This window comes from Micromonospora sp. NPDC050276, from assembly GCF_044459545.1.
Lineage (GTDB): Bacteria > Actinomycetota > Actinomycetes > Mycobacteriales > Micromonosporaceae > Micromonospora.
Genome location: NZ_JBITJA010000011.1, coordinates 192863 through 213886 on the forward strand (window position 1 = coordinate 192863; position 21024 = coordinate 213886).

Sequence of the window (21024 nt, forward strand, 5' to 3'; positions counted from 1 at the left end):
CATGGCCAGGACAGCAGCCAACTACATCGTGGGCGGCACGCTCGCCGCCGCCGCGAGCCTGACGTTGGCGGTGCCGCCGGTGCTGGCGCAACACCGGCCGCCGCTCGCTCGACCTGGCCGGTGAGCTTCGGCTCAGCGACGGGCCGGGTGGCCTCGCCGCCGGCCCGGTCAAAGCCGAGGCGGGGGCTGGACCGAACGCACCGCCACCGGCGCCGTGACCTTCGGCCCGGTGCCCGCTGCGGCGAGCAGCGAGGACCAGTCTCGCCAGTTACTCACCGGCGGACTGGTCGCCTCGGGCCCGGTGCTGACGTTTCTGGTGGTGTACGTGTACCGCCGACGGCTGCGCACCCTCCGGGTCAGGCCAGGGCGGCCTCGGCCGCCGCGAGGAAGGCGTCGTTCTCGGCCGGGGTGCCGATGGTGACCCGAACCCCGTCTCCGGCGAACGGCCGCACGATCACCCCGCGTGCCTCGCACGCCTTGCCGAACGCCACCGCCCGCTCGCCCAGCGGCAACCAGACGAAGTTGGCCTGGCTCGTCGGCACCTCGGGTACGAGTTTGCGCAGCGCCTCGGTGACCCGATCGCGCTCGGCGACGACCAGGGCGCAGCGGCGCTCCATCTCGGTCGCCTGGGCCAGCGCGGCGAGCGCCCCGGCCTGGGCCGCCGTGCTGGCGGAGAACGGCGTCACCACCTTGCGGATGGCGGCAGCCACCGCCGGCTGGGCGACCAGCCAACCGATCCGCAGCCCGGCGAGCCCCCACGCCTTCGACAGGGTCCGCAGCACCGCCACGTTGGGCCGGTCCAGGTAGTCGAGACCGTCGGGCACCTCCGCGTCGGTGACGAACTCCCGGTACGCCTCGTCGATGACCACCAGCACGTCGTCCGGCACCGCGTCGAGGAACCGGTCCAGCTCGGCCCGGCGCAGCGCCGTACCGGTGGGATTGTTCGGGTTGCAGACCAGAATCACCCGGGTCCGGTCGGTCACCGCCGCGGCCATCGCCGCCAGGTCGTGCCCGTGCCCGGCGTCGTTGGGCACCCGCACGCTGGTCGCGCCGCTGGTCGCCACGATGATCGGGTACGCCTCGAACGACCGCCACGCGTAGAGCACCTCGTCACCGGGCAGGCAGGTAGCCCGCACCAGGTGCTCGGCGAGCGCCACCGAACCACAGCCGGTGGCGATCCGGTCGGCGTCCACCCCGTACCGCTGGGCCAGCGCGTCCCGCAGCGCGACCACGCCCATGTCCGGGTAGCGGTGCGAGGTGGTGACCGCCTCGGTGACCGCCTCCACCACGCCGGGCAGCGGCCCGTACGGCACCTCGTTGCTGGCCAGCTTGACGGCCTCCGGCAGGCCCAACTCGCGGGCCAGGTCCGCCGGGCTGCGCCCGGGCACGTAGCTGGGCAGCGCGTCCAGGTCGGCGCGGGTCAGCCGCAGCGCCGGCTGGTGACGTCCGGAGTCGGTCATGGGGTGTCTCCCGGGGGCTGGTTGCGGTCGTTCGAGGGGGCGGGTTCGGTGCGGTAGGGGACCTCGACGACCACCGTCTGCGCGCGCTTGTCGTGCAGCGCCTGGCGCAGGGGGTGATCGAAGAGGGGGGAGAGACTGTCGACCAGTTGCAGCACCAGACCGAGCCCGGCGCAATACCAGAGCAGAGTCGGCAGGCCCAGCGTGCTCCACCGGCTCAGCGCCCGGCGGACGCCCAGCGGCTGGTCGGCGGCCATCGGCACCGCCCGGATCCGCATCACCCGCTTGCCGACGGTCTGCCCGCCGGAGGCCATGGACGGCACCTCGTACGCCAGCCAGAGCGCGGTGGCGATCAGCAGGATCGCCACCAGCAGGGACCCGGCCTGCTCGCCGGGCATCGGCAGGCCGTCGGCGGAGGTGTCGCCACGCGCCGCGCGCCGGAAGACCTCCTGCCAGTACGGCGCCCACTCCTGCGCCCAGCGCCAGACGAACCAGCCGTTGACGACCACGTTCAGCGCGAAGACGAGGCCGAAGTCGATCAGCCGGGCGACGAACCTCCGGCCGTAGCCGGCCAGCCTGAGGCCGTGCGGTCGCGGCTCGGGCGGTCGTCCGGGCCAACCGGGGTGACCGGCCGGAGGCGCCCAGCCGGGCGGGCTGACCTGCGGACCCCAGCCGGGCGGGCCGGCCTGCGGACCCCAGCCCGGGCCGTGGCCCGGTTGCGGGCCGTACCCCGGGGGTGGGCCCTGCGGTGGCGACCAGCCCGGCGCGCCGGTCGCCGAGTCGGGGGTCGTCGACGCGGCGGGCGCGGCGGGGGCGACCGGTGCGGGCGGCGGTTCGACTGGCGGAGGGCCGTCCGGCGGGGTGGCGTCGACGGGAATGGGCGCGCCGAGCCAACCCTCGCCGTCCCAGTAACGCCGGGTCTCGGTGTCGGCGGGGTCGACGTACCAACCAGGTTGAACGCTCACGCCGTCGCTCCGCTTCGCTCGCTCACGGGGACACCTTAACGACGACTGTTCCCGCGAACCCGGCATGGCGGTACTGCGGGGCGTACCCGTGGGGGTGTGGGCCGGGTTGCGGCGCGACGCCGCCGGCGGCGGGCTGAGGCCCACCGACCGGCGGCGTCGGGTACGACGGAGGTTGCGTCACGCTGGCAAGTGTTACAGGTTGCCGCGGGCTTCCTGCTCCCGCTCGATCGCCTGGAAGAGCGCCTTGAAGTTGCCCTTGCCGAAGCCCAGCGAGCCATGCCGCTCGATCAGCTCGAAGAAGACCGTGGGACGGTCCTGCACCGGCTTGGTGAAGATCTGGAGCAGGTAGCCGTCCTCGTCCCGGTCGACCAGGATCTTGCGGGCCTTCAGCTCCTCGATCGGCACCCGCACCTTGCCGATCCGCTCGCGCAGCTCCGGGTCGTCGTAGTACGAGTCCGGGGTGTCCAGGAACTCCACGCCGGCCGCGCGCATGGCGTCGACGCTGGCGAGGATGTCGTTCGTGGCGACGGCGATGTGCTGCGCGCCCGGGCCCTGGTAGAACTCCAGGTACTCGTCGATCTGGGACTTCTTGCGGGCGATCGCCGGCTCGTTGAGCGGGAACTTCACCTTGCGGGTGCCGTTCGCCACGACCTTGCTCATCAGCGCCGAGTAGTCGGTGGCGATGTCGTCGCCGACGAACTCCGCCATGTTGGAGAAGCCCATCACCCGCTTGTAGAACTCGACCCACTCGTCCATCCGGCCCAGCTCCACGTTGCCGACCACGTGGTCGACGGCCTGGAAGAAGCGCTTCGGCTGGATGCCGGCGTCGATCATCGGCTGCCGGTCCACGATCGGGCCGCGGGCCACGAAGCCGGGCAGGAACGGGCCGGTGTAGCGGGACCGGTCGACAAGCGTGTGCCGGGTGTCGCCGTACGCGGCGATGGCGGCCATCCGGACGGTGCCGTGCTCGTCGGTCACCTCGTGCGGCTCGACGACGCCGGCGGCGCCCTGCGCGATGGCGTGCGCGTAAGCGGCGTCCACGTCCGGGACCTCCAGCGCGATGTCGCTGATGCCGTCGCTGTGCTTCGCCACGTGCTCGGCGCCGTCGGCGTCCGGGCGCACCGCGCCGGTCAGCACGAACCGGGCCGAACCGCTGGTCAGCACGTACTGGGCGTGGTCCCGGTAGCCCTGCTCGGGGCCGCGGTACGCGACACAGGTCATGCCGAACGCGGTGGAGTAGTAGTGCGCGGCCTGCTTGGCGTTGCCGACTAGGAAGTGCACGTGGTCGAGGCCCCGGACCGGGAACGGGTCGTGGCTGATGTCGTGGTCGACAGCGCCGACGAGCCGGTCGATGTCGACGTCCTCGGTCGACTGGGGTCGGTCGATCGCCTGGGTCATGATGGCCTCCCTCGCGTACCGGCCGGCCTCGTGGGCCGGTTCTTGGACCGAAGGATCGCGGTGCGGGCATCGAGTGGGCAACTGTCCGGGTAAATGCTGGTCAGGTTGTGCATTCGGTATGGTCAACGCTCATGAATGGTGAGCAGAATGTACAGCTCGACGCGCTCGACGTGCGCTTGATCGAACTGCTCGCCGAGGAGCCACGGATCGGCGTGCTGGAGTGCTCCCGGCGGCTCGGGGTGGCCCGGGGCACCGTGCAGGCGCGGCTGGACAAGCTGGTCGAGCGGGGGGTCATCCAGGGCTTCGGCCCCGAGATCGCACCGGCCGCGATCGGGTTCGGGGTGACCAGCTTCGTCACTTTGGAGATCAGTCAGCGGCACGGCCATGACCCGGTCACCGCTCACCTCGCCGCCATCCCCGAGGTGCTGGAGGCGCACACCATCACCGGCTCCAGCGACCTGCTCTGCCGGATCGTGGCCCGCTCCAACACCGACCTGCAACGGGTCATCGACCAGATCGTCTCGTCGGCGGGCATCACCCGGGCCTCGACCATCATCGCGCTGGCCGAGCAGATCCCCTACCGCACGCTCCCGTTGGTGCGCAGCGCCGTTCGGGCCGAGGGAAGGGTGCTGTAACACCTTCGAGCCCAGAAAGCGTGGCGACACGGCGGCGCGGGCGTACGGAAGATCCCTGATCGTGGCTACGGTGTGCGGGTGGCGAAGGGGAGCGTGCGCGGCGGGCTGCTGCTCGGCCTCGCCGTGGTCGTCGCGCTCGCCGCGACCGGCGTGTGGAACCCGTTCCCCGGCCTGTGGGACTGGGTGGACCGCAGCGAACCCATCTCCGAGCCCGACGTGGTCTGGCAGCAACGGGTCGGCGGCACTCCGCGCAGCGTGACCATCGCCGGCGACGCCGTCGTGGTCGAGCAGCGCACCCGGGTCGAGGCGCGCAGCCTGGCCACCGGCACCCAACTGTGGGAGCGCAAGGCGGACTGGGCGGCGGTCGCCGGTGGCGACCGGGACCCGGTGGTGGCCGTGGGCAAGCTCCTGGTCAAGGGGTACGAGCTGCTCGACCCGGCGACCGGGGTGACCCGGCGACGTGACGATGACGCGGTGGCCGTCTGGACGTACCGCAATCTGCTCCTCGACGCCCGGTGCACGGACGCCACCGACTGCACCCTGAGCGCCTGGGACCCGCGCGGCACCGCGCCGCTCTGGACGGCGTTCCTGCCCGGGGTGCACAGCGGACTGCTCGCCGACAACCCGGGGCTGCGCGGCACCCGCCGGCTCACCGCCACCCGGATCGACGACGGGGTGGCCGGGGCGGAGCCCGCGCCACCACTGCTCGGCTTCCCGGTGGACGGTCGGGTGCACGTGGTCGACACCGCCACCGGCCGGGTGTTGCAGAACGTCGAGCCGAGCCGGGACGAGCGGTTGTCCGTGGTGGGCGGCCGGCTGCTGCGGATCGCTGCCCGCTCCCAGGACGGCAGCTGTTACTTCGCCATCTCCGCCCGGGACTCGGCGACCGGGCAGGAGGCCTGGCAGCGGGCCGGCGTCAACCTGCGCACCGCCGACTCCGCCGGCTGCGTGCAACGCGAGGATCCGCAGGGTGCGCGGAACGTGCTCATCGGTGTCGCTCCGGACGGCCGCGAGGCGGTCGTCGACGGGTACGACGGGCGGCTGCTCTGGGTCGGTGAGTCGGGCACCAAGTTGATCGCGGTCGACGACCGTCTGGCGGTGTTCCGCGCCGCCGACAAGCGCTCGGTGGTCGCCCGTGAGCTGGGCACCGAGAAGGTGCTCTGGACGCGACCCGCCAGCGGCAAGGCCGGTGCCGCGCTCACCCCGTACGCGGCGGTGGTGGCCGACGAGAAGCCGTCCCGGCTGGTGGCACTGGACCCGCGCAGCGGCAAGGAGCTGGCCGTCCTGCGCACCTCGGCGAACGCCCTCGCCGTCGGGTCGCAAGGCATGATCATCGGCGAGGGGCGGGAGATCGGGTACGTCCGCTTCGTCGGCGCGACCGGCGGCTCGTCCACCCGACCGCCCGGCAACGGTGGGAACCCCGGACCGGGTGGCGCCGGCCCCGGCGGGCCGAACAACGGCGACTGCGGGCCGAAGGGCGAACTCTGCCCCGAGCCGGACGGCGGCAAGGACGGCTGAGCGGGCGGTTGCACTGCCGACCCGGACGGCGGCGGGGCCCGGCACGCTCGCCGGATGAGAGCGGCGTCCCAGGACCCGCCCGGCGGGTGGGAGTGATCGACCGGTCTGCCCTAGGCTTGCCGCTCATGAGCAGTGCCGCCGCATTCTCGTACGCCCCTCTGCTGCCGACCGGCCCGGACCAGACGGACTATCGCCTGGTCACCGACGAGGGCGTGGACGTCGTACACGGCCCGGGAGGCCGCCGGTTCCTCACCGTGGAGCCGGCCGCGCTCACCGCGCTGACCGCCGAGGCGATGCACGACATCGCGCACTTCCTGCGCCCCGCGCACCTGGCGCAGCTCCGGGCGATCATCGACGACCCGGCCGCCTCACCGAACGACCGGTTCGTCGCCCTGGATCTGCTGCGCAACGCCAACATCGCCGCCGGCGGTGTCCTGCCGATGTGCCAGGACACCGGCACCGCCATCGTCATGGGCAAGCGCGGTCGGCACGTGCTGACCGACGGCACCGACGCCGAGGCCATCTCCCGGGGCGTCTACCAGGCGTACACCAAGCTCAATCTGCGCTACTCCCAGCTCGCCCCCCTCACCATGTGGGACGAGCGGAACACCGGCAGCAACCTGCCCGCCCAGGTGGAGCTGTACGCCGAGGACCCGGACGGGCACCCCGACGCGTACAAGTTCCTGTTCATGGCCAAGGGTGGTGGCTCGGCCAACAAGTCGTACCTCTACCAGGAGACCAAGGCACTGTTGAATCCGACGCGGATGATGCAGTTCCTGGAGGAGAAGCTGCGGCTGATCGGCACCGCCGCCTGCCCGCCGTACCACCTGGCCATCGTCATCGGCGGCACGTCCGCCGAGTACGCCCTCAAGACCGCCAAGTACGCCAGCGCCAAGTATCTTGACGCGCTGCCCACCTCCGGCTCGATGAGCGCGCACGGCTTCCGCGACCTGGAGCTGGAGGCGGAGGTGCTGGAGCTGACCCGCAACTTCGGCATCGGCGCGCAGTTCGGTGGGCGGTACTTCTGCCACGACGTACGGGTGGTCCGGTTGCCCCGCCACGGCGCGTCCTGCCCGGTGGCCATCGCCGTCTCCTGCTCGGCGGACCGCCAGGCCGTCGCCAAGATCACCCCGTCGGGCGTGTGGCTGGAGCGACTGGAGACCGACCCGGCGCGGTTCCTGCCCGACGTCACCGACGATTCGCTCGACGCCGAGCTGGTCGTCCGGGTCGACCTGAACCGGCCGATGGACGAGATCCGCGCGGAGCTGTCGAAGTACCCGGTGAAGACGCGCCTCTCGCTCTCCGGGCCGCTGGTGGTCGCCCGGGACATCGCGCACGCCAAGATCGCCGAGCGGTTGGACGCCGGTGAGCCGATGCCGCAGTACCTGCGGGACCACGCGGTCTACTACGCCGGCCCGGCGAAGACCCCCGAGGGGTACGCGTCCGGCTCGTTCGGCCCGACCACCGCCGGCCGGATGGACGCCTACGTGGAGAAGTTCCAGGCGGCCGGCGGCTCGCAGGTGATGCTGGCCAAGGGCAACCGCTCGGGCCAGGTGACCCGCTCCTGCCAGCAGCACGGCGGCTTCTACCTCGGCTCGATCGGCGGCCCCGCCGCCCGTCTCGCCCAGGACTGCATCAAGCACGTCGAGGTGCTCGAATACGCGGAACTGGGCATGGAGGCGGTCTGGAAGATCGAGGTGGAGGACTTCCCCGCCTTCATCGTGGTCGACGACAAGGGCAACGACTTCTTCGCCGAGGTCACCAAGCCGGTGCTCACCATCGGCCGCCACTGACCGACAGGTACGCGAAGGGGCGCCGGGCGAATCCGCCCGGCGCCCCTTTTGTCGTCCGTGCTCTGCCGACATCGGTGCGCCCGCCCCGCTGGGGTGAGTCGGGCGCACCGCCCCCGTCGGATGTCGTCACCGACAACCCAGCGTGAGTCTGCTGTGCCCCGCTGTCGATCCACTCTCAGATCACTATCGCCTGACCGAGGCGATCCGTTACCGCCGGACTACTCTGCTGGAAGTTGCACCACCAATGCGGGAGAGCAGATGCGGTTCGGGATCCTGGGGCCCCTGCGGGTCGGCGGTGGCGACTCCACTGTCACCGCTGGTCGGGACCGGGTCGTGCTCGCCATGCTGCTGTTGCGGGCCGGCCGGTTGGTGCCGGTCGACGAGCTGATCGACGCGGTCTGGGAGGACAAGCCCCCAGCTACCGCCCGTGCCCAGTTGCAGACCTGCGTGTCGCGGTTGCGCCGCCGCTTCGCCGAACTCGGGCTGACGCCGGAGCTCATCGTCACCGATCCGGCGGGCTACGGCGTGCGTACCGGAACGGCCGACCTGGACGCCGAGGTCTTCGCCCGGCGCGTGGAGGCGGCCCGGACCGCCGGCGCGGCCGGTCATCTGGTCGACGCCCGTGCCGAATTCCGCGCGGCCCTGGCGTTGTGGCGGGGGCCGGCGCTCGGTGGAATCCCGAGCCGGAGCGTCCGCCGTCGTGCCCAGGCGCTCGACGAGCAGCGCCTCACCGCGCTGGAGGAGTGCGTCGACGTCGAGTTGCGCCTCGGGCGGGCCGCCGAGCTGATCGACGAGCTGACCGAGAGCGTCGACCAGCACCCGGTGCGGGAGCGTCTGCGTGGGCAACTGATGTTGGCGCTGTCAGCGGTCGGTCGGCAGGCCGACGCGCTCGCGGTCTACCGGGAGGGCCGGCGGTTCTACGCCGACGAGCTGGGCATCGAGCCGGGCGTTGAGTTGCAGGACCTGCACCAACGGGTGCTCGCCGGTGACCTGGCCCTGGCCGGTCGGAAAGCTCGGCCGATCGCTCCGGTCCGCTCACTGCCTCGGGCGATCGGCGACTTCACCGGCCGGCAGCAGACGCTGGCCCGCCTGGTCAAGGAGGTGGAGGCCGGTGTCCGGATCCAGCTCATCGACGGCATGGCGGGCAGCGGCAAGACCGCACTCGCGGTGCATCTCGCCACCGCTCTGGCGGACGACTACCCGGATGCCCAGCTCTACATCGACCTGCACGGGCACAGCGAGCGCACTCCTTTGACGCCGGCTGCGGCGGTGGCCACGCTGCTGCGGCAACTCGGCGTGCCCGATGAGCGCGTACCGGCGAACCAGGACGACCGGTTGGCGCTCTGGCGCACCGAGCTGGCCGGCCGACGGGCCCTGCTGGTGTTGGACAACGCGGCCAGTGCCGACCAGGTGACACCCCTGCTGCCCAACGGCTCGCACTGTCTCGTCCTGATCACCAGCCGTCGCCGGCTGGTCGGGGTGGACGAGGGGCGACCGTCGTCGCTTCCCCTGCTCGACCCCGACGAGGCGATCGAGCTGCTGGGGCGGGTGGTCGGCGTGGATCGGGTGGCGGCGGAGCCGGAGGCCGCCATCGAGGTGGTCCGACGCTGTGGTCACCTGCCGCTCGCCATCCGGCTGGCCGGTGCCCGGCTGGCGCACCGCCCCCGGTGGCGAATCGCCGACCTGGCGGAACGGCTGACCGCGCGGCGTGATCCGTTGGCCGAGTTCGAAGCGGGCGAACGGTCCGTGGGTCGGGCCTTCGCACTGTCGTACGCCCAGGTGTCACCGGCGGCGCAGCGCGCGTTCCGACTGCTGGGCCTGCACCCGGGGGTACGGTTCGACAACTCGGTCGCCGCCGTGCTCGCCGACCTGTCCCTGCCCGAGGCGCAGGACCTGCTGGACGAGTTGGTGGACGCGCACCTGGTGGAGGAGGCGGAACCCGGCCGGTACCGACTGCACGACCTGGTCCGGGAGTACGCCCGGACCCTGGTCGCCGAGCCGGAGCGGGCAATCGAGAGGCGCGGCGGCATCGAGCGTCTGCTCGATCACCACATGCATGTCGCCACGACGATCGCCCGCGAGAGGGAGCTCTCCTCGGCCCACTCGCTGATCGTGGTGACGGCGCCGATCCGCGCTGACCTGGTCGCGATCGCCGCCGCGCAGGGTCGAGCCTGGCTGGACGAGAACCTTGCCCTGTGGACCGCCCTGGTCCGGTTGGCGGCGACCGAGGGGTTCCTCCAGCACTGCTGGCAGTTGGCGAGGGCGTGCTGGCACGCCCAGTTCGAGGGCGGCCGCCTGGACGAGTTGATCGAGACGCACTCCGCGGGCCTGCGCGCCGCCGAGGAGTTGGGTGACGACCGGGCGGTGGCGACCATGCTCAACTACCTCGCCTCGGCCCACTACCGGCTGGGTGATTTTCCCGAGTCGATCCGGGTGATGGAGAGGTCACTCGAAATCTTCCGCCGGCTCGGTCTGCGCCGCGAGTTCCGCAACACCCTCGGCAACCTGGGTACCTCCTACGCCGCCAACTTCGAGTTCCGCCGGGCCCGGGAGTGCTACGGCGAAGCCAGGGCGCTGGCGACCCGGCTGCGCGACAAGGAGGCGCTGGCGAACGAACTCAACAACCTGTCGATGACCCTGCTGCTCTGGGGGCGGTACGACGAGGCGCTGCGCACCGCCCGACGGCACCTGGGGATCGCCCGCGAGGTCGGCGACCCGCGCCGGATCGGCAACGCCCTCGGGCACCTCGGCATGATCCGGCATCGGATGGGCGACGTGGTGCCGGCAGGCCGGTTGCTGCGGGTGGCGCTGCGCGTCAAGCGACAGGCGGGTGCCCGGTTCGGCGAGGGTGAGGTGCTGAACGAGATCGGGGTGATGGAACGGGAGGCCGGCCGCCCGGAACGGGCCGCCGATCTGCACCGTGCGGCGCTCGTCGCGATGACCGAGGTGGGCGACCGCATTGCCCAGTGCGGCTCGCGCAACCTGCTGGCCCACGCCATCCTGGATCAGGGAGATATGGCCAGCGCGCTCGACCTGCATCGTCGGGTGCTCGCCGATGCCACCGGGCTGGCCTGCCGGCAGGAGCAGGGCCGGGCGCTGGCGGGAATCGCCCGCTGCCTGTTCACGACCGACCCGGCGGCGGCGCGTGCACACCTGATCCGGGCACGGGCCCTGTTCACCCAGATCGAGTCGCCGGACCAGCACGAGGTGGAACGGCTGTTCAGCGAGTTGGGCTGACGGATCATCTGCGAGTCGGCCACGGGCGCGGCAGGATGGTACGCGTGACGACTCCAGAGGCGACCGGTTACCGGATCGAACGCGACTCCATGGGCGACGTCGAGGTGCCCGCCGAGGCGCTGTGGCGGGCGCAGACCCAGCGGGCGGTGCAGAACTTCCCGATCTCCGGTCGGGGCATCGAGCCGGCCCAGATCAAGGCTCTCGCGCAGATCAAGGGCGCGGCGGCCGAGGTCAACGGCGAGTTGGGCGTGATCGACGCGAACGTGGCCGCCGCCATCACGGCCGCCGCCGCGCACGTGGCCGATGGTGGCTACGACGACCAGTTTCCGGTGGACGTGTTCCAGACCGGCTCCGGCACGTCGTCGAACATGAACACCAACGAGGTCATCGCCACCCTGGCGAGCCGTGAGCTGGGCTCACCGGTGCACCCGAACGACCACGTCAACGCCTCCCAGTCCAGCAACGACGTTTTTCCGTCGTCGATCCACCTGGCCGCCACCCAATTCATCGTCGAGGATCTGCTGCCCTCGCTGAACCACCTCGCCGGGGCGCTGGAGGCCAAGGCGGCGGAGTTCGAGACGGTGGTCAAGGCCGGCCGTACGCACCTGATGGACGCCACCCCGGTCACCCTGGGGCAGGAGTTCGGCGGGTACGCCGCCCAGGTCCGCTACGGCGTGGAGCGGCTGGAGGGTTCGCTGCCCCGGCTGGCCGAGCTGCCGCTGGGTGGCACTGCCGTGGGCACCGGGATCAACACGCCGCTCGGCTTCGCCGCCGCCGTCATCGGCAAGCTGCGCGAGTCGACCGGGTTGCCGCTGTCCGAGGCGCGCAACCACTTCGAGGCGCAGGGTGCCCGCGATGCGCTGGTGGAGACGTCGGGGCAACTGCGGACCATCGCCGTGGGCCTCTACAAGGTCGCGAACGACATCCGCTGGATGGGCTCTGGCCCTCGCGCCGGCCTGCGTGAGCTGCGCATCCCCGACCTCCAGCCCGGCTCGTCGATCATGCCGGGCAAGGTCAACCCGGTGGTCGCCGAGGCGATGCGGCAGGTCTGCGCCCAGGTGATCGGCAACGACGCGACCGTCGCCTTCGCCGGCTCGCAGGGCGACTTCGAGCTGAACGTGATGCTCCCGGTGATGGGCCGCAACCTGCTGGAGTCGATCCGGCTGCTGGCCGCGGCGAGTCGGCTGTTCGCCGACCGCCTGGTGGTCGGCCTGGTCGCGGACGCCGAGGTCTGCCTGGGGTACGCCGAGGGGTCGCCGTCGATCGTCACCCCCCTCAACCGCTACCTGGGGTACGACGAGGCCGCGTCGATCGCCAAGGAGGCGCTGGCCAAGCAGACCTCCATCCGCGAGGTGGTGATCTCCCGGGGGCATGTCGACTCCGGCAAGCTCACCGAGACCCAACTCGACGAAACCCTGGACCTACTCCGGATGACCCACCCCTGATCCGGCCCGGCCCGGCCCCGGTCAGCGCAGGTGCCGTGGTCTCGCCCAGCCGAGGAAGCGGGTGAAGAGCGCAGCGGGGTCCGGGCCGTCGTGCGGGTTGAGTCGGTACAGGTCGCCCGCCGCCTCGTGCAGGACCGAGCACAGGTAGACGCTCAACCCGATCCGGTCGTGCGCGTACTCCTGGCGAAGGGTGAGCCGGGCGACCGGGCACGGCCAGGGCGCGGCGCAGACCCGGCAGAGCCAGAGCGGGCGTAGCGGCAGGTGCGGTCGACGGGGTGTCGTCGCGCGGTCGTCCAGGGCGGTCCGGGACATGGTGGTGCGGTCCTTTCGAGCTGACTCGTTTGTGGCATCACCCGCGCCGCCGCTCCGTGTGCGCAACGCCCCCGCTCCCTGTGTCCAGCGCCCCCGCGCCCCTGTTCCCTGCGGTCGGTCGGCCTGGGGTGGGGTGGGACCGCCCGGCACGGGGGATCGGGCGGTCCCGTGCGGCGCCGCCGACCCGGGGGACGGGGAGTGGTGCCGCGCTTCACAGTCTGGTGATCGGACGACTACGGTCGGAAGGGTTCGACCCACCTGTCGTGGCTGCCCTGTTCCCGGGCCGCGTCGGCTCTGTTGGTCGGGTGGAGTTGATCGTCGGCGGGTTGGAGAGTGGCTGGGCATGGCCGATGGACAGATGACGGCGGCGGCGTTCCTGATCGCGGAGCTGCGGCGGGCGCGGGCGCGGCGGGGCTGGAGCCAGGACGAGTTGGCCAAGGCGGTCAACTACTCGGCGTCGATGGTCAGCGCCGTCGAGTTGGGCCAGCAGCCGCCCACCGCCAAGTACCTGGAACTCGTCGACCGCGCCCTGGACACCGGCGGCCTCTTCGGCCGCATGTCCACCGAGCTGGTCAGCCTGGACCGGGCGCAGCCCTGGCTACGCGGCTGGCAGGCGATCCTCGCGGAGGCGCGGGCGCTGCGATGGTTCGACCCGCTGCACGTCCCTGGGCTGCTGCAGACCGAAGGGTATGCCCGCGCCATCTTCGAGTCGGACCGACTGCTCGATGCCGACGAGGTTGAGCGTCGGCTGACGGACCGGATGGACAGCCAGCGGGTCCTCTACGGAGATCGCCCACCGCACGTGGTCGCGGTGTTCGACGAGTCGGTGCTGAGGCGACGCGTCGGCGGTCGGAAGGTGATGTGCGAGCAGGCTCTGCACCTGGCGCGCTTGTCAACCGAGCATCCGCGGGTCCAGCTGCATGTGGTGCCCCGCTCGGCCGAGGAGTATCCCGGCCTGAACGGGCCATTCATCCTTGCCACCGTGGCCGACCATAGCGATCTTGCCTACCTTGGAGGCCAGATCGGTGGCCAAGAACTCGATCGGCCTGCGGATCTGTTGCGTCTACAACGGACTTGGGAAGCTACCCTCGGGCAGGCGTTGCCACCACAGGAGTCGATCGAGTTGCTGAGGGAAGTGGCGGAGTCGTGGAGTTGACCCGAGCCCGGTGGCGCAAGAGCAGCCGGAGTGGTTCCAATGACCAGTGCGTCGAGGTGGCGACGAATCTGGGGGGCGTGGTCGGGGTGCGGGACAGTAAGGACCCGGACGGACCCGTGCTCGTTGTCGACGCGTACTCCTGGCGGCTCTTCGTGGTCGCGCCCCCGCGCTGACGCGATCGCCTCGCCCGCGACGGTGGTCGGGTTTCCCGCGCAAGTTCGCCGAAGTTGCTGCCTCGGCGCGGCCTGAGGCAGCAGTTTCCCCGACGTTGCGCGGATCTTGGTGGCCCGGGTAAACGGCTCGACGAGGCCCTGAGCGGGACGGATGATCCGGTCTATGGGTGACGATGGCGCGGCTGTGCCGGCGGGGACCGAGCGGTTGCGGTTGCGGCGGCTGACCATGGCGGACGTGGACGCGCTGGTCGAGCTGGACAGCGACCCCGAGGTGATGCGGTTTCTCACCGGTGGCGTCGCCACCCCGCCGACGACCGTGCGGGACGAGCAGTTGCCGAGGTTGCTGGCCCAGTACGAGCGGCATCCCGGGCTCGGTCGGTGGGCGGCGCACGATCGGGAGTCCGGTGAGTTCCTGGGCTGGTTCGCGCTGGATCCGTCGGAGGACGGCACCGAGGCCGAGTTGGGCTACCGGCTGCGGCGCTCGGCGTGGGGGCGGGGGCTGGCCAGCGAGGGGTCGCGGGCGCTGGTCCGGTACGCCTTCGACACGGTCGGGGTGCGTCGGGTCTGGGCCGAGACGATGACGGTCAACGAACGGTCCCGGCGGGTGATGGTCAAGGCGGGGCTGCACTACGTGCGGACCTTCCACCTGCAGTGGGACGACCCGATCCCGGGCACCGAGCAGGGCGAGGTGGAGTACGAGTTGCGGGCCGATGAGTGGGCGGCCGTCGGTCAGGAGCGGCCGGCCGCCCGTCGGGCGCGGTAGGCGGTCACCGCGGCGCGGTTACCGCAGCCGGCCTCGCAGAACCGTCGGGACCGGTTGCGGGACAGGTCGACGACCACGTTGTCGCAGTCCGGGTATTCGCAGATCCGCAGCCGGCTCAGCTCCCGTGAACGGACCAGGTCGGCGATCGCCATGGCGGCCTCCACCGCGATCCGGGTGGCCAGCGGCGCGTCGCGGGGTACGGCGTGCAGGTGGTACGGCTCGTCGTCGTGCTCGATCAGCTGGGGCAGCGCCTTGTGCTCCAGCAGCAGGCCGTTGACCACCGCGACGATCTCGGGCGGTTCGGCGTACCAGATGCGGCGCAACTGGGGCCGCAGCTCCCGGACGGCCCGCAACTCAGCCTCGGTGTGTTCGTGCCGCCCGCTGTAGGCATGGCGGATGAAGAACGCGTCCAGCGCCGCGACGTCGGGCAGCAACTCGCCGCTCCGGCCCGCGGTGTTGACCAGCGCGGCGGCGGCGATCAGCGAACACTCGGTGTCATGAGCGAATAGCAACTTGACTCCTGTCATGGCTTCCGCTTAGCGTCATCAGCACAAGGATAGTTTGCTCATGACACGGTGCCATTGCGAGGAGCGCGACATGCACTCACGACCTGCTGCCGGCGTCGGGTTGGCACTGCTCTCCGCAGTCACCTTCGCCACCTCCGGCACCTTCGCGCGCTCGCTCATCGAGGCCGGCTGGTCAGCCGAGTCCGCGGTGATCGCCCGGGTCGGCGTGGCCGCCCTGGTGCTGGCGATCCCCGCACTGTTGTCGCTGCGGGGCAAGTGGGACGTGCTGCGGAGCAATGCCACGGCCATCGGGCTGTTCGGACTCCTCGGGGTGGCGCTGGCCCAGGTGTGCTTCTTCAACGCCGTGCGCTACCTGCCGGTGGGCGTCGCGCTGCTGCTGGAATACCTCGGCATCATCCTCGTCGTGGTCTGGATGTGGCTGCGGCACGCGCAGCCTCCACGCCGGCTCACCGTGGCCGGGTCGGTTGCCGCGCTGGCCGGGCTGGCGTTCGTACTCGACCTCGCCGGCACCGCCGACTTCCACCCGGTGGGCGTGCTCTGGGGGCTCGGCGCGGCGTTCGGCCTGGCCGGGTACTTCGTGCTCGCCGGCCGGGTCGACCCACGACTGCCCTCGGTCACCATGGCCAGCGGCGGAATGGCCGTCGGCGCCGCCGTGCTGCTCCTCATCGGGCTGACCGGTCTGCTGCCGCTGCACGCGACCTTCGGCGAGGTCACCTTCGCCGGGCAGCCCGCCAGCTGGTTGGTACCCATCGCCGGGCTCTCGCTGGTGGCCGCCGTCATCGCGTACCTGACCGGCATCGCCGGCACCCGGATCCTCGGCCCCCGCCTGTCGTCGTTCGTCGGACTGACCGAGGTGCTCTTCGCCGTGCTGATCGCGTGGCTGTTCCTCGATGAGCTGCCCACGGGGTGGCAGTTGTTCGGTGGTGCGCTGATCGTCGCCGGCGTCGCCCTGGTACGCCTCGACGAGCTGCGCGGATCGCCGTCGACACCCGCGCCGGCGCCGGCCTCGCCCGAGCCCGAGCTGGCGCTGGATGGTCGGTGAGGTTCGCGGTCGGTGGTGCTGGGCGGTGCAGGCCGACCCTGGTGGGTCTGGTCGCTGTGTTGGACGGCCGGTGGGCTCGGCGATCGGTGGGCTTGTCGGGTCGGTGGGCTCGGCGGGTCGGTGGGTTTGACGCTCGGCGGGTCGGTGGGCTTGGCGGTCGGTGAGAGAGTGGCGTCGTGCTGACGACTGTGGTGTTCGACGCTGACGAGACGCTGCTGGACCTGCGTCCCGCGGTGACCGGCGGGCTGGTGGCCGTCCTCGACGAGATGCGCCGACGCACCCCGGCGGCGGCCGGCGTGACGCTCGCCGAACTGGAGTCGGACTGGGGTGCGGTCTTCGGCGAGCTGAAGGCCGCCCCGGTGCTGGAGATCCGGCGAGCCGCGCTGGCCCGGTCGCTGGCCCGCGCGGCGCTCGCCGACCACCTGGACGAGATCGCGGACCTCTTCTTCGCCCGTCGGTTCGCCCTCACCCGACCGTTCCCGGACGTGCCACCGGCGCTGGCCACGCTGCGCGGCCGGTACACCCTGGGCTTCGCCACCAACGGCAACAGCCGCACCGAACGATGCGGGCTCGCCGGTGAGTTCGCCTTCGAGCTGTACGCGCACGAGAACGGCCTGCCCAAGAAGCCGGACCCAAAGTTCTACGCGGCGGTGGTCGCGGCGGCCGGCGTACCCGCCGGGCAGATCGTGTACGTCGGTGACTCGTGGGAGCACGACGTGGTGGCACCCCGGCAGGCCGGCCTGCGATCGGTGTGGCTGAACCGGCTCGGCCTGCCTCGCCCGCTCGATTGCACGCCCGACGCCGAGGTGTCGAGCATGGCGGACCTGCCGGCCGCGCTGGCGGGGCTGTGCGTCGACTCGGACGGTGCTCTCGGCGCGCGCGCCGACGTGGCCGATGCGCGCGCCTAACTGGACGGATTCACGGCCATAGCGGGCGTTCAGCTGGCGTAAACCGGAGCGTTGTTGTGTGATAGCTGCCACGTCCCTCAACGAGAGGATCTGATGTGGTGAGCAAGCGCTTCACCGCCCGTACCGTCGCGACCGCGGCAGTGCTGGCACTTACGGCTGCGGGGCTGGGTGCGCCGGCCAACGCCGCGCCAAGCAGTTCCCGTACCTTCACCGTTGTTGCCGAGGATGGCGTCGCCGCCGACACGGCCGTCGCCGCGATCCGGGCAGCCGGGGGCACGGTGGTGTCCCGGGCCGACGAGGTCGGCATGTTCCAGGTCAGCAGCGATCGGGCCGACTTCGCGGCCAGGGCGACCGCCGCGCCGACGCTGATCGGCGCCGCCGAGCAGAAGGCCATCGGCCGCAAGCCGAAGCTGGACCGGGTCGAGCAGGAGCACCTGCTGGCCGCTGCCGGCGCTCGTGCCGGTGCTGCCGGTGCTGCCAAGAAGGGCGCCAAGCTCGATCCGCTCGACGACAAGCTGTGGGGCCTGGAGATGATCCAGGCCGACAAGGCCCGCAAGATCGAGCCGGGCGATCGTCGGGTGACCGTTGGCGTACTGGACACCGGCGTCGACGCCAGCAACCCGGACATCGCGCCGAACTTCAACTGGTCGCTGTCGCGCAACTTCGCGCCCGACCTGACCGACGTGGACGGCCCCTGCGAGGTGGCGAGCTGCCTCGACCCGGTCGGCACCGACGATGGCGGGCACGGCACCCACGTGGCCGGCACCATCGGCGCCGCGGCCAACGGCTTCGGCCTCTCCGGTGTTGCCCCGAACATCTCGCTGGTCGAGCTCAAGGGTGGCCAGGACTCCGGCTACTTCTTCCTCGACCCGGTGGTCAACGCTCTGCTCTACGCCGGCCGGTCCGGGATCGACGTGGTCAACATGTCGTTCTACGTCGACCCGTGGCTCTACAACTGCACCGCCAACCCGGCCGACTCGCCTGCGGACCAGGCCGAGCAGCGGGCCATCATCAAGGCGGTGAAGCGGGCGCTGATCTTCGCGCACAACAAGGGCGTCACCCTCGTCGGCGCGCTCGGCAACAACAACGAGGACCTGGGCGCGCCGCGTACCGACGTCACGAGCCCGGACTACGGCGCGGACCCGTACCCCCGGCCCATCGACAACGAGAGCTGCTGGGACCTGCCCACCGAGGGCCCGCACGTGATCGGGGTGTCCTCGGTCGGCCCGTCCGGCAAGAAGTCGGACTTCTCCAACTACGGCACCGAGCAGATCTCGGTCGCCGCGCCGGGCGGTTGGTTCCGGGACGGCTTCGGCACGGACACCTTCCGCACCGACGCCAACATGATCCTCTCCTCGTACCCGAAGCATGTGCTTCAGGAGGAAGGATCGGTCGACGCTGACGGCAACATCGTCGCCGGCTTCGAGAACTCGGTCTTCAAGCAGTGCAAGGCCAACGGTGAGTGCGGCTACTACACGTACCTCCAGGGCACCTCGATGGCGTCCCCGCACGCCGCCGGCGTCGCCGCGCTGATCGTCAGCCGCTACGGCAAGGCGCAGGGTCGGACTGGCTTCGGGATGTCGCCGGACCAGGTCGAGCAGCACCTCTACCGCACGGCCGCCGAGCACGCCTGCCCGGAGCCGCGCCTGCAGCAGTACCGCAACGAGGGCCGGGACGAGACCTACGACGCCTACTGCGCCGGTGGGGTCAACTTCAACGGCTTCTACGGCTACGGGATCGTCGACGCCTACGCGGCGGTGAAGACCCCGCTCAAGCCGAACGCCCGCCCGTAGCACATCCCGTACTGCAGAGGTGGCCCAACGGCCACCGCCCCGGGGCCCGGTCGACAATCGTCGACCGGGCCTTGTCGTGGTGTCGGGCCTTGTCGTGGTGTTGGGCCTTGTCGTGGTGTTGGGCCTTGTCGTGGTGTTGGGCCTTGTCGTGGTGTCGGGCCGGCTGCCCGTCGTGCCCGGCCTTGCCGCCTTCCTCGGCCTGCCGCCCGTCATGATCGACTCGGATTCCCTGAAGGTGGGGTGTCAGCGCCTGGAGGAAGGCGCGGTTTCCAAGAACCCGAGATGATCCTGCTCAAGAGGACGCTCCCCGTCGCCAACCGCGGCTGACCAGCGCCTCGCGCACCTCTCGGAGCACCGCCGGGAACTCGCCGTGCAGCCGCCGGCTGGTCACGTGTAGGACCAGCCAACCCGAGGCGACCAGCAGGTTCAGCCGGCGACGGTCGCGATGCAACTGCTCCGCGTCGGAGTGCCACTGCCCGTCGTACTCCACCGCCACCCGGTATTGCGGCCAGGCCAGGTCGGGATGCAGGACAACGCCAGTGGGCAGGCGTACCGGATGTTGGACGACTGGGCGTGGCAGCCCGCCCAGCACCAACCGCACACGGAGGTGCGACTCCGGCGGAGACTCCGCCCCGCCGTCGGCCAGGTCAAACACCCAACGCGCTCGTCGCCCACCGGGCCGGTCGGCATTACGGGCAGCCAAGGCGGCCAGTGTGCCGCGATCGGTTAGCCCCTGCCCGAGCAGCGAGTCGACGATGGCGACTGCCCGGACCGGGTCGAGCCAGACGGCGGTCTCCCAAGCGGCCCGGCCCGGGTCGGATCGGGGGACCCGGACATATCGGTCCCATTTGGACCGGAAGGCGGTGGTCGCCCCCTGCCCACCGCTCGGTCTGGCGGTCGCCACACCGCCCGCCCGGACGGACACCGTTGCGGGCCGGGAGAGTTCGGGTGTCGCGCGTGGTGGCATTGCGGCACCAGGCGGCCGTCCTCCTCCCGGGGGTCGCACTGGATCACGCGAACGTGCAACGTCCGGCCGTCGGCGTGTGGCCGTCGGCCGACCTGGATCTGGCAGGCGGCCTGCCTCCGATGATCGGCTGGGGTCCAGCGGTGGGACTACTCCTGTCGGCCCGCCGGCGTTCGATGGCCGGCCTGCGTTCGATGGTCGGCCGGTGTCCGACGGTCGCCGTGGGGGTGATGAGCGTGCGGACGGCTCTGGCGTCTCGCCTCTGGCGAGCGAGGTGATGGCGTTGACGTGCACGCGAAGACCGCGCTGTGGGCCGATCCGCAGCGTTCGGGGCACGAGGACGTGGACATCGTCGGTGAAGCTTGCGGCGTGTTCGACGCCGTGCAGGTACGCCGCCGACGGGCCTCCGACCACCACTCCGGGCGGTAACCGAAGAAGGGTGGCGCGGCAGGCGAGGGCGTGGTCCCGGTCCAGCCGTGCGTCGGCGTAGATGTCGTGGCGCAGCCGCACCCAGGCGGCGCTGCGTAGCTGATGCTCGGTGAGCAGGCCATCCCGGACAGCGTCGGAGCCGCGGAAGACCTGCCAGGTCAGGGCATCGGGGCGGTGCGGACGTGGTGGCATGCCTAGCAGCCTGCCGTTCGCCGAGTGGCCACCGATACCCCTGTGGACAACCCGGCCAGGGCGTTCCTGCGGACCTGTGGACAACCACGAATCCGCCTACCGGTCGTGGTATGGCATCGCTCGGATCGGCCGACTCATCGGTGCTCCGGCCGCCGGACGGCGGTGATCCATTCGCGTTGACGGCGGTGATCCACTCGCGTTCCTGAAAGTCGGGCGATCGCTGGCGGCGGTTTCAAGCGGCGGTTGCAACCAGGTGTTTGTGGAGTACCTCGGCTGGATTCTGCCAGTCGAGGGTTTGGCGTGGTCGTCCGTTGAGT

20 protein-coding genes are annotated in these 21024 nt (G+C 71.3%); 14 read left to right on the forward strand and 6 right to left on the reverse strand.

Translation table 11 applies throughout. The features are described from left to right. Nucleotide 1: 1 nt before the first annotated feature. Nucleotides 2–124: a hypothetical protein gene (locus tag ACIBF8_RS24065; RefSeq protein ID WP_396785776.1), complete on the forward strand. Its 123-nt coding sequence runs from the start codon at nt 2–4 to the stop codon at nt 122–124. Nucleotides 125–356: 232 nt separating this feature from the next. Here ACIBF8_RS24065 and hisC read toward each other — a convergent pair whose 3' ends face one another. From hisC to hppD, 3 genes are all read right to left on the reverse strand, one after another. Further along, the gene (gene hisC, locus ACIBF8_RS24070; protein ID WP_396785778.1) at nt 357–1460 is read right to left on the reverse strand and encodes a histidinol-phosphate transaminase; all 1104 of its coding nucleotides are present in this window, start codon (nt 1458–1460) and stop codon (nt 357–359) included. After that, complete coding sequence (locus ACIBF8_RS24075; RefSeq protein ID WP_396785779.1) at nt 1457–2422, reverse strand: RDD family protein; 966 nt, start codon at nt 2420–2422, stop codon at nt 1457–1459. The genes hisC and ACIBF8_RS24075 overlap by 4 nt, the downstream gene beginning before the upstream one ends. A gap of 192 nt (nt 2423–2614) precedes the next feature. Continuing rightward, a complete protein-coding gene (hppD, locus tag ACIBF8_RS24080) occupies nt 2615–3820 on the reverse strand; it encodes a 4-hydroxyphenylpyruvate dioxygenase (protein WP_396785781.1) in 1206 nt (401 codons plus the stop codon). A 131-nt stretch (nt 3821–3951) separates the two neighbouring features. Between hppD and ACIBF8_RS24085 the strand changes: the two genes are divergently transcribed. From ACIBF8_RS24085 to ACIBF8_RS24105, 5 genes are all read left to right on the forward strand, one after another. Beyond that, a complete protein-coding gene (locus ACIBF8_RS24085; RefSeq protein WP_396785782.1) occupies nt 3952–4455 on the forward strand; it encodes an Lrp/AsnC family transcriptional regulator in 504 nt (167 codons plus the stop codon). 78 nt (nt 4456–4533) lie between these two features. Beyond that, a complete protein-coding gene (locus ACIBF8_RS24090) occupies nt 4534–5973 on the forward strand; it encodes a PQQ-binding-like beta-propeller repeat protein (protein ID WP_396785784.1) in 1440 nt (479 codons plus the stop codon). Between the two features lie 125 nt (nt 5974–6098). Continuing rightward, entirely contained in the window at nt 6099–7766 is a 1668-nt protein-coding gene (locus tag ACIBF8_RS24095; RefSeq protein WP_396785786.1) for a fumarate hydratase, read from the forward strand. Nucleotides 7767–8024: 258 nt separating this feature from the next. Further along, entirely contained in the window at nt 8025–11003 is a 2979-nt protein-coding gene (locus tag ACIBF8_RS24100; protein WP_396785788.1) for a BTAD domain-containing putative transcriptional regulator, read from the forward strand. 35 nt (nt 11004–11038) lie between these two features. After that, the gene (locus ACIBF8_RS24105; RefSeq protein WP_396785790.1) at nt 11039–12448 is read left to right on the forward strand and encodes a class II fumarate hydratase; all 1410 of its coding nucleotides are present in this window, start codon (nt 11039–11041) and stop codon (nt 12446–12448) included. Nucleotides 12449–12469: 21 nt separating this feature from the next. Here the strand turns inward: ACIBF8_RS24105 and ACIBF8_RS24110 are convergent, their stop codons facing one another. Beyond that, a complete protein-coding gene (locus tag ACIBF8_RS24110) occupies nt 12470–12760 on the reverse strand; it encodes a hypothetical protein (RefSeq protein ID WP_396785792.1) in 291 nt (96 codons plus the stop codon). Between the two features lie 343 nt (nt 12761–13103). On the opposite strand from ACIBF8_RS24110, the gene ACIBF8_RS24115 reads away from it, so the two are divergent. The 3 genes from ACIBF8_RS24115 to ACIBF8_RS24125 all read left to right on the forward strand — a co-directional run bounded on the left by ACIBF8_RS24115 (nt 13104) and on the right by ACIBF8_RS24125 (nt 14852). Continuing rightward, a complete protein-coding gene (locus ACIBF8_RS24115; protein WP_396785793.1) occupies nt 13104–13916 on the forward strand; it encodes a Scr1 family TA system antitoxin-like transcriptional regulator in 813 nt (270 codons plus the stop codon). Continuing rightward, nucleotides 13907–14089 carry a DUF397 domain-containing protein gene (locus ACIBF8_RS24120; RefSeq protein ID WP_396785795.1) on the forward strand — a complete coding sequence of 61 codons (183 nt, stop codon included), beginning with the start codon at nt 13907–13909 and terminating at the stop codon, nt 14087–14089. Before ACIBF8_RS24115 ends, ACIBF8_RS24120 begins: the two co-directional genes overlap by 10 nt. A 163-nt stretch (nt 14090–14252) precedes the next feature. Continuing rightward, nucleotides 14253–14852: a GNAT family N-acetyltransferase gene (locus tag ACIBF8_RS24125; protein ID WP_396785797.1), complete on the forward strand. Its 600-nt coding sequence runs from the start codon at nt 14253–14255 to the stop codon at nt 14850–14852. Here ACIBF8_RS24125 and ACIBF8_RS24130 read toward each other — a convergent pair. After that, nucleotides 14819–15364, reverse strand: a complete 546-nt coding sequence (locus tag ACIBF8_RS24130) for a CGNR zinc finger domain-containing protein (protein ID WP_396785798.1) — start codon at nt 15362–15364, stop codon at nt 14819–14821. The two genes, ACIBF8_RS24125 and ACIBF8_RS24130, sit on opposite strands and share 34 nt — an antisense overlap. 85 nt (nt 15365–15449) lie before the next feature. On the opposite strand from ACIBF8_RS24130, the gene ACIBF8_RS24135 reads away from it, so the two are divergent. The 4 genes from ACIBF8_RS24135 to ACIBF8_RS24150 all read left to right on the forward strand — a co-directional run bounded on the left by ACIBF8_RS24135 (nt 15450) and on the right by ACIBF8_RS24150 (nt 19408). Continuing rightward, complete coding sequence (locus tag ACIBF8_RS24135) at nt 15450–16421, forward strand: EamA family transporter (protein WP_396785800.1); 972 nt, start codon at nt 15450–15452, stop codon at nt 16419–16421. 176 nt (nt 16422–16597) lie between these two features. After that, a complete protein-coding gene (locus ACIBF8_RS24140; RefSeq protein ID WP_396785801.1) occupies nt 16598–17329 on the forward strand; it encodes an HAD family hydrolase in 732 nt (243 codons plus the stop codon). Between the two features lie 98 nt (nt 17330–17427). Beyond that, nucleotides 17428–19122 (forward strand): S8 family serine peptidase, encoded by a 1695-nt coding sequence (locus tag ACIBF8_RS24145; protein WP_396785802.1) that lies wholly within the window; start codon nt 17428–17430, stop codon nt 19120–19122. Nucleotides 19123–19201: 79 nt separating this feature from the next. Next, nucleotides 19202–19408: a hypothetical protein gene (locus ACIBF8_RS24150; protein WP_396785804.1), complete on the forward strand. Its 207-nt coding sequence runs from the start codon at nt 19202–19204 to the stop codon at nt 19406–19408. Nucleotides 19409–19414: 6 nt separating this feature from the next. On the opposite strand, the gene ACIBF8_RS24155 is transcribed toward ACIBF8_RS24150, so the two are convergent. Continuing rightward, nucleotides 19415–19777: an endonuclease domain-containing protein gene (locus ACIBF8_RS24155; protein ID WP_396785805.1), complete on the reverse strand. Its 363-nt coding sequence runs from the start codon at nt 19775–19777 to the stop codon at nt 19415–19417. Nucleotides 19778–20374: 597 nt separating this feature from the next. On the opposite strand from ACIBF8_RS24155, the gene ACIBF8_RS24160 reads away from it, so the two are divergent. Beyond that, nucleotides 20375–20515: a hypothetical protein gene (locus tag ACIBF8_RS24160; RefSeq protein ID WP_396785807.1), complete on the forward strand. Its 141-nt coding sequence runs from the start codon at nt 20375–20377 to the stop codon at nt 20513–20515. Nucleotides 20516–21024 lie beyond the last annotated feature (509 nt).

What these genes read in the sequence shown, in the direction of transcription:
- ACIBF8_RS24065 (WP_396785776.1), top strand. Translation starts at nt 2, where the DNA reads ATGGCCAGGACAGCAGCCAACTACATCGTGGGCGGCACGCTCGCCGCC.
- hisC (WP_396785778.1), bottom strand. Translation starts at nt 1,460, where the DNA reads ATGACCGACTCCGGACGTCACCAGCCGGCGCTGCGGCTGACCCGCGCC.
- hppD (WP_396785781.1), bottom strand. Translation starts at nt 3,820, where the DNA reads ATGACCCAGGCGATCGACCGACCCCAGTCGACCGAGGACGTCGACATC.
- ACIBF8_RS24085 (WP_396785782.1), top strand. Translation starts at nt 3,952, where the DNA reads ATGAATGGTGAGCAGAATGTACAGCTCGACGCGCTCGACGTGCGCTTG.
- ACIBF8_RS24095 (WP_396785786.1), top strand. Translation starts at nt 6,099, where the DNA reads ATGAGCAGTGCCGCCGCATTCTCGTACGCCCCTCTGCTGCCGACCGGC.
- ACIBF8_RS24100 (WP_396785788.1), top strand. Translation starts at nt 8,025, where the DNA reads ATGCGGTTCGGGATCCTGGGGCCCCTGCGGGTCGGCGGTGGCGACTCC.
- ACIBF8_RS24105 (WP_396785790.1), top strand. Translation starts at nt 11,039, where the DNA reads ATGGTACGCGTGACGACTCCAGAGGCGACCGGTTACCGGATCGAACGC.
- ACIBF8_RS24110 (WP_396785792.1), bottom strand. Translation starts at nt 12,760, where the DNA reads ATGTCCCGGACCGCCCTGGACGACCGCGCGACGACACCCCGTCGACCG.
- ACIBF8_RS24115 (WP_396785793.1), top strand. Translation starts at nt 13,104, where the DNA reads ATGGCCGATGGACAGATGACGGCGGCGGCGTTCCTGATCGCGGAGCTG.
- ACIBF8_RS24125 (WP_396785797.1), top strand. Translation starts at nt 14,253, where the DNA reads ATGGGTGACGATGGCGCGGCTGTGCCGGCGGGGACCGAGCGGTTGCGG.
- ACIBF8_RS24135 (WP_396785800.1), top strand. Translation starts at nt 15,450, where the DNA reads ATGCACTCACGACCTGCTGCCGGCGTCGGGTTGGCACTGCTCTCCGCA.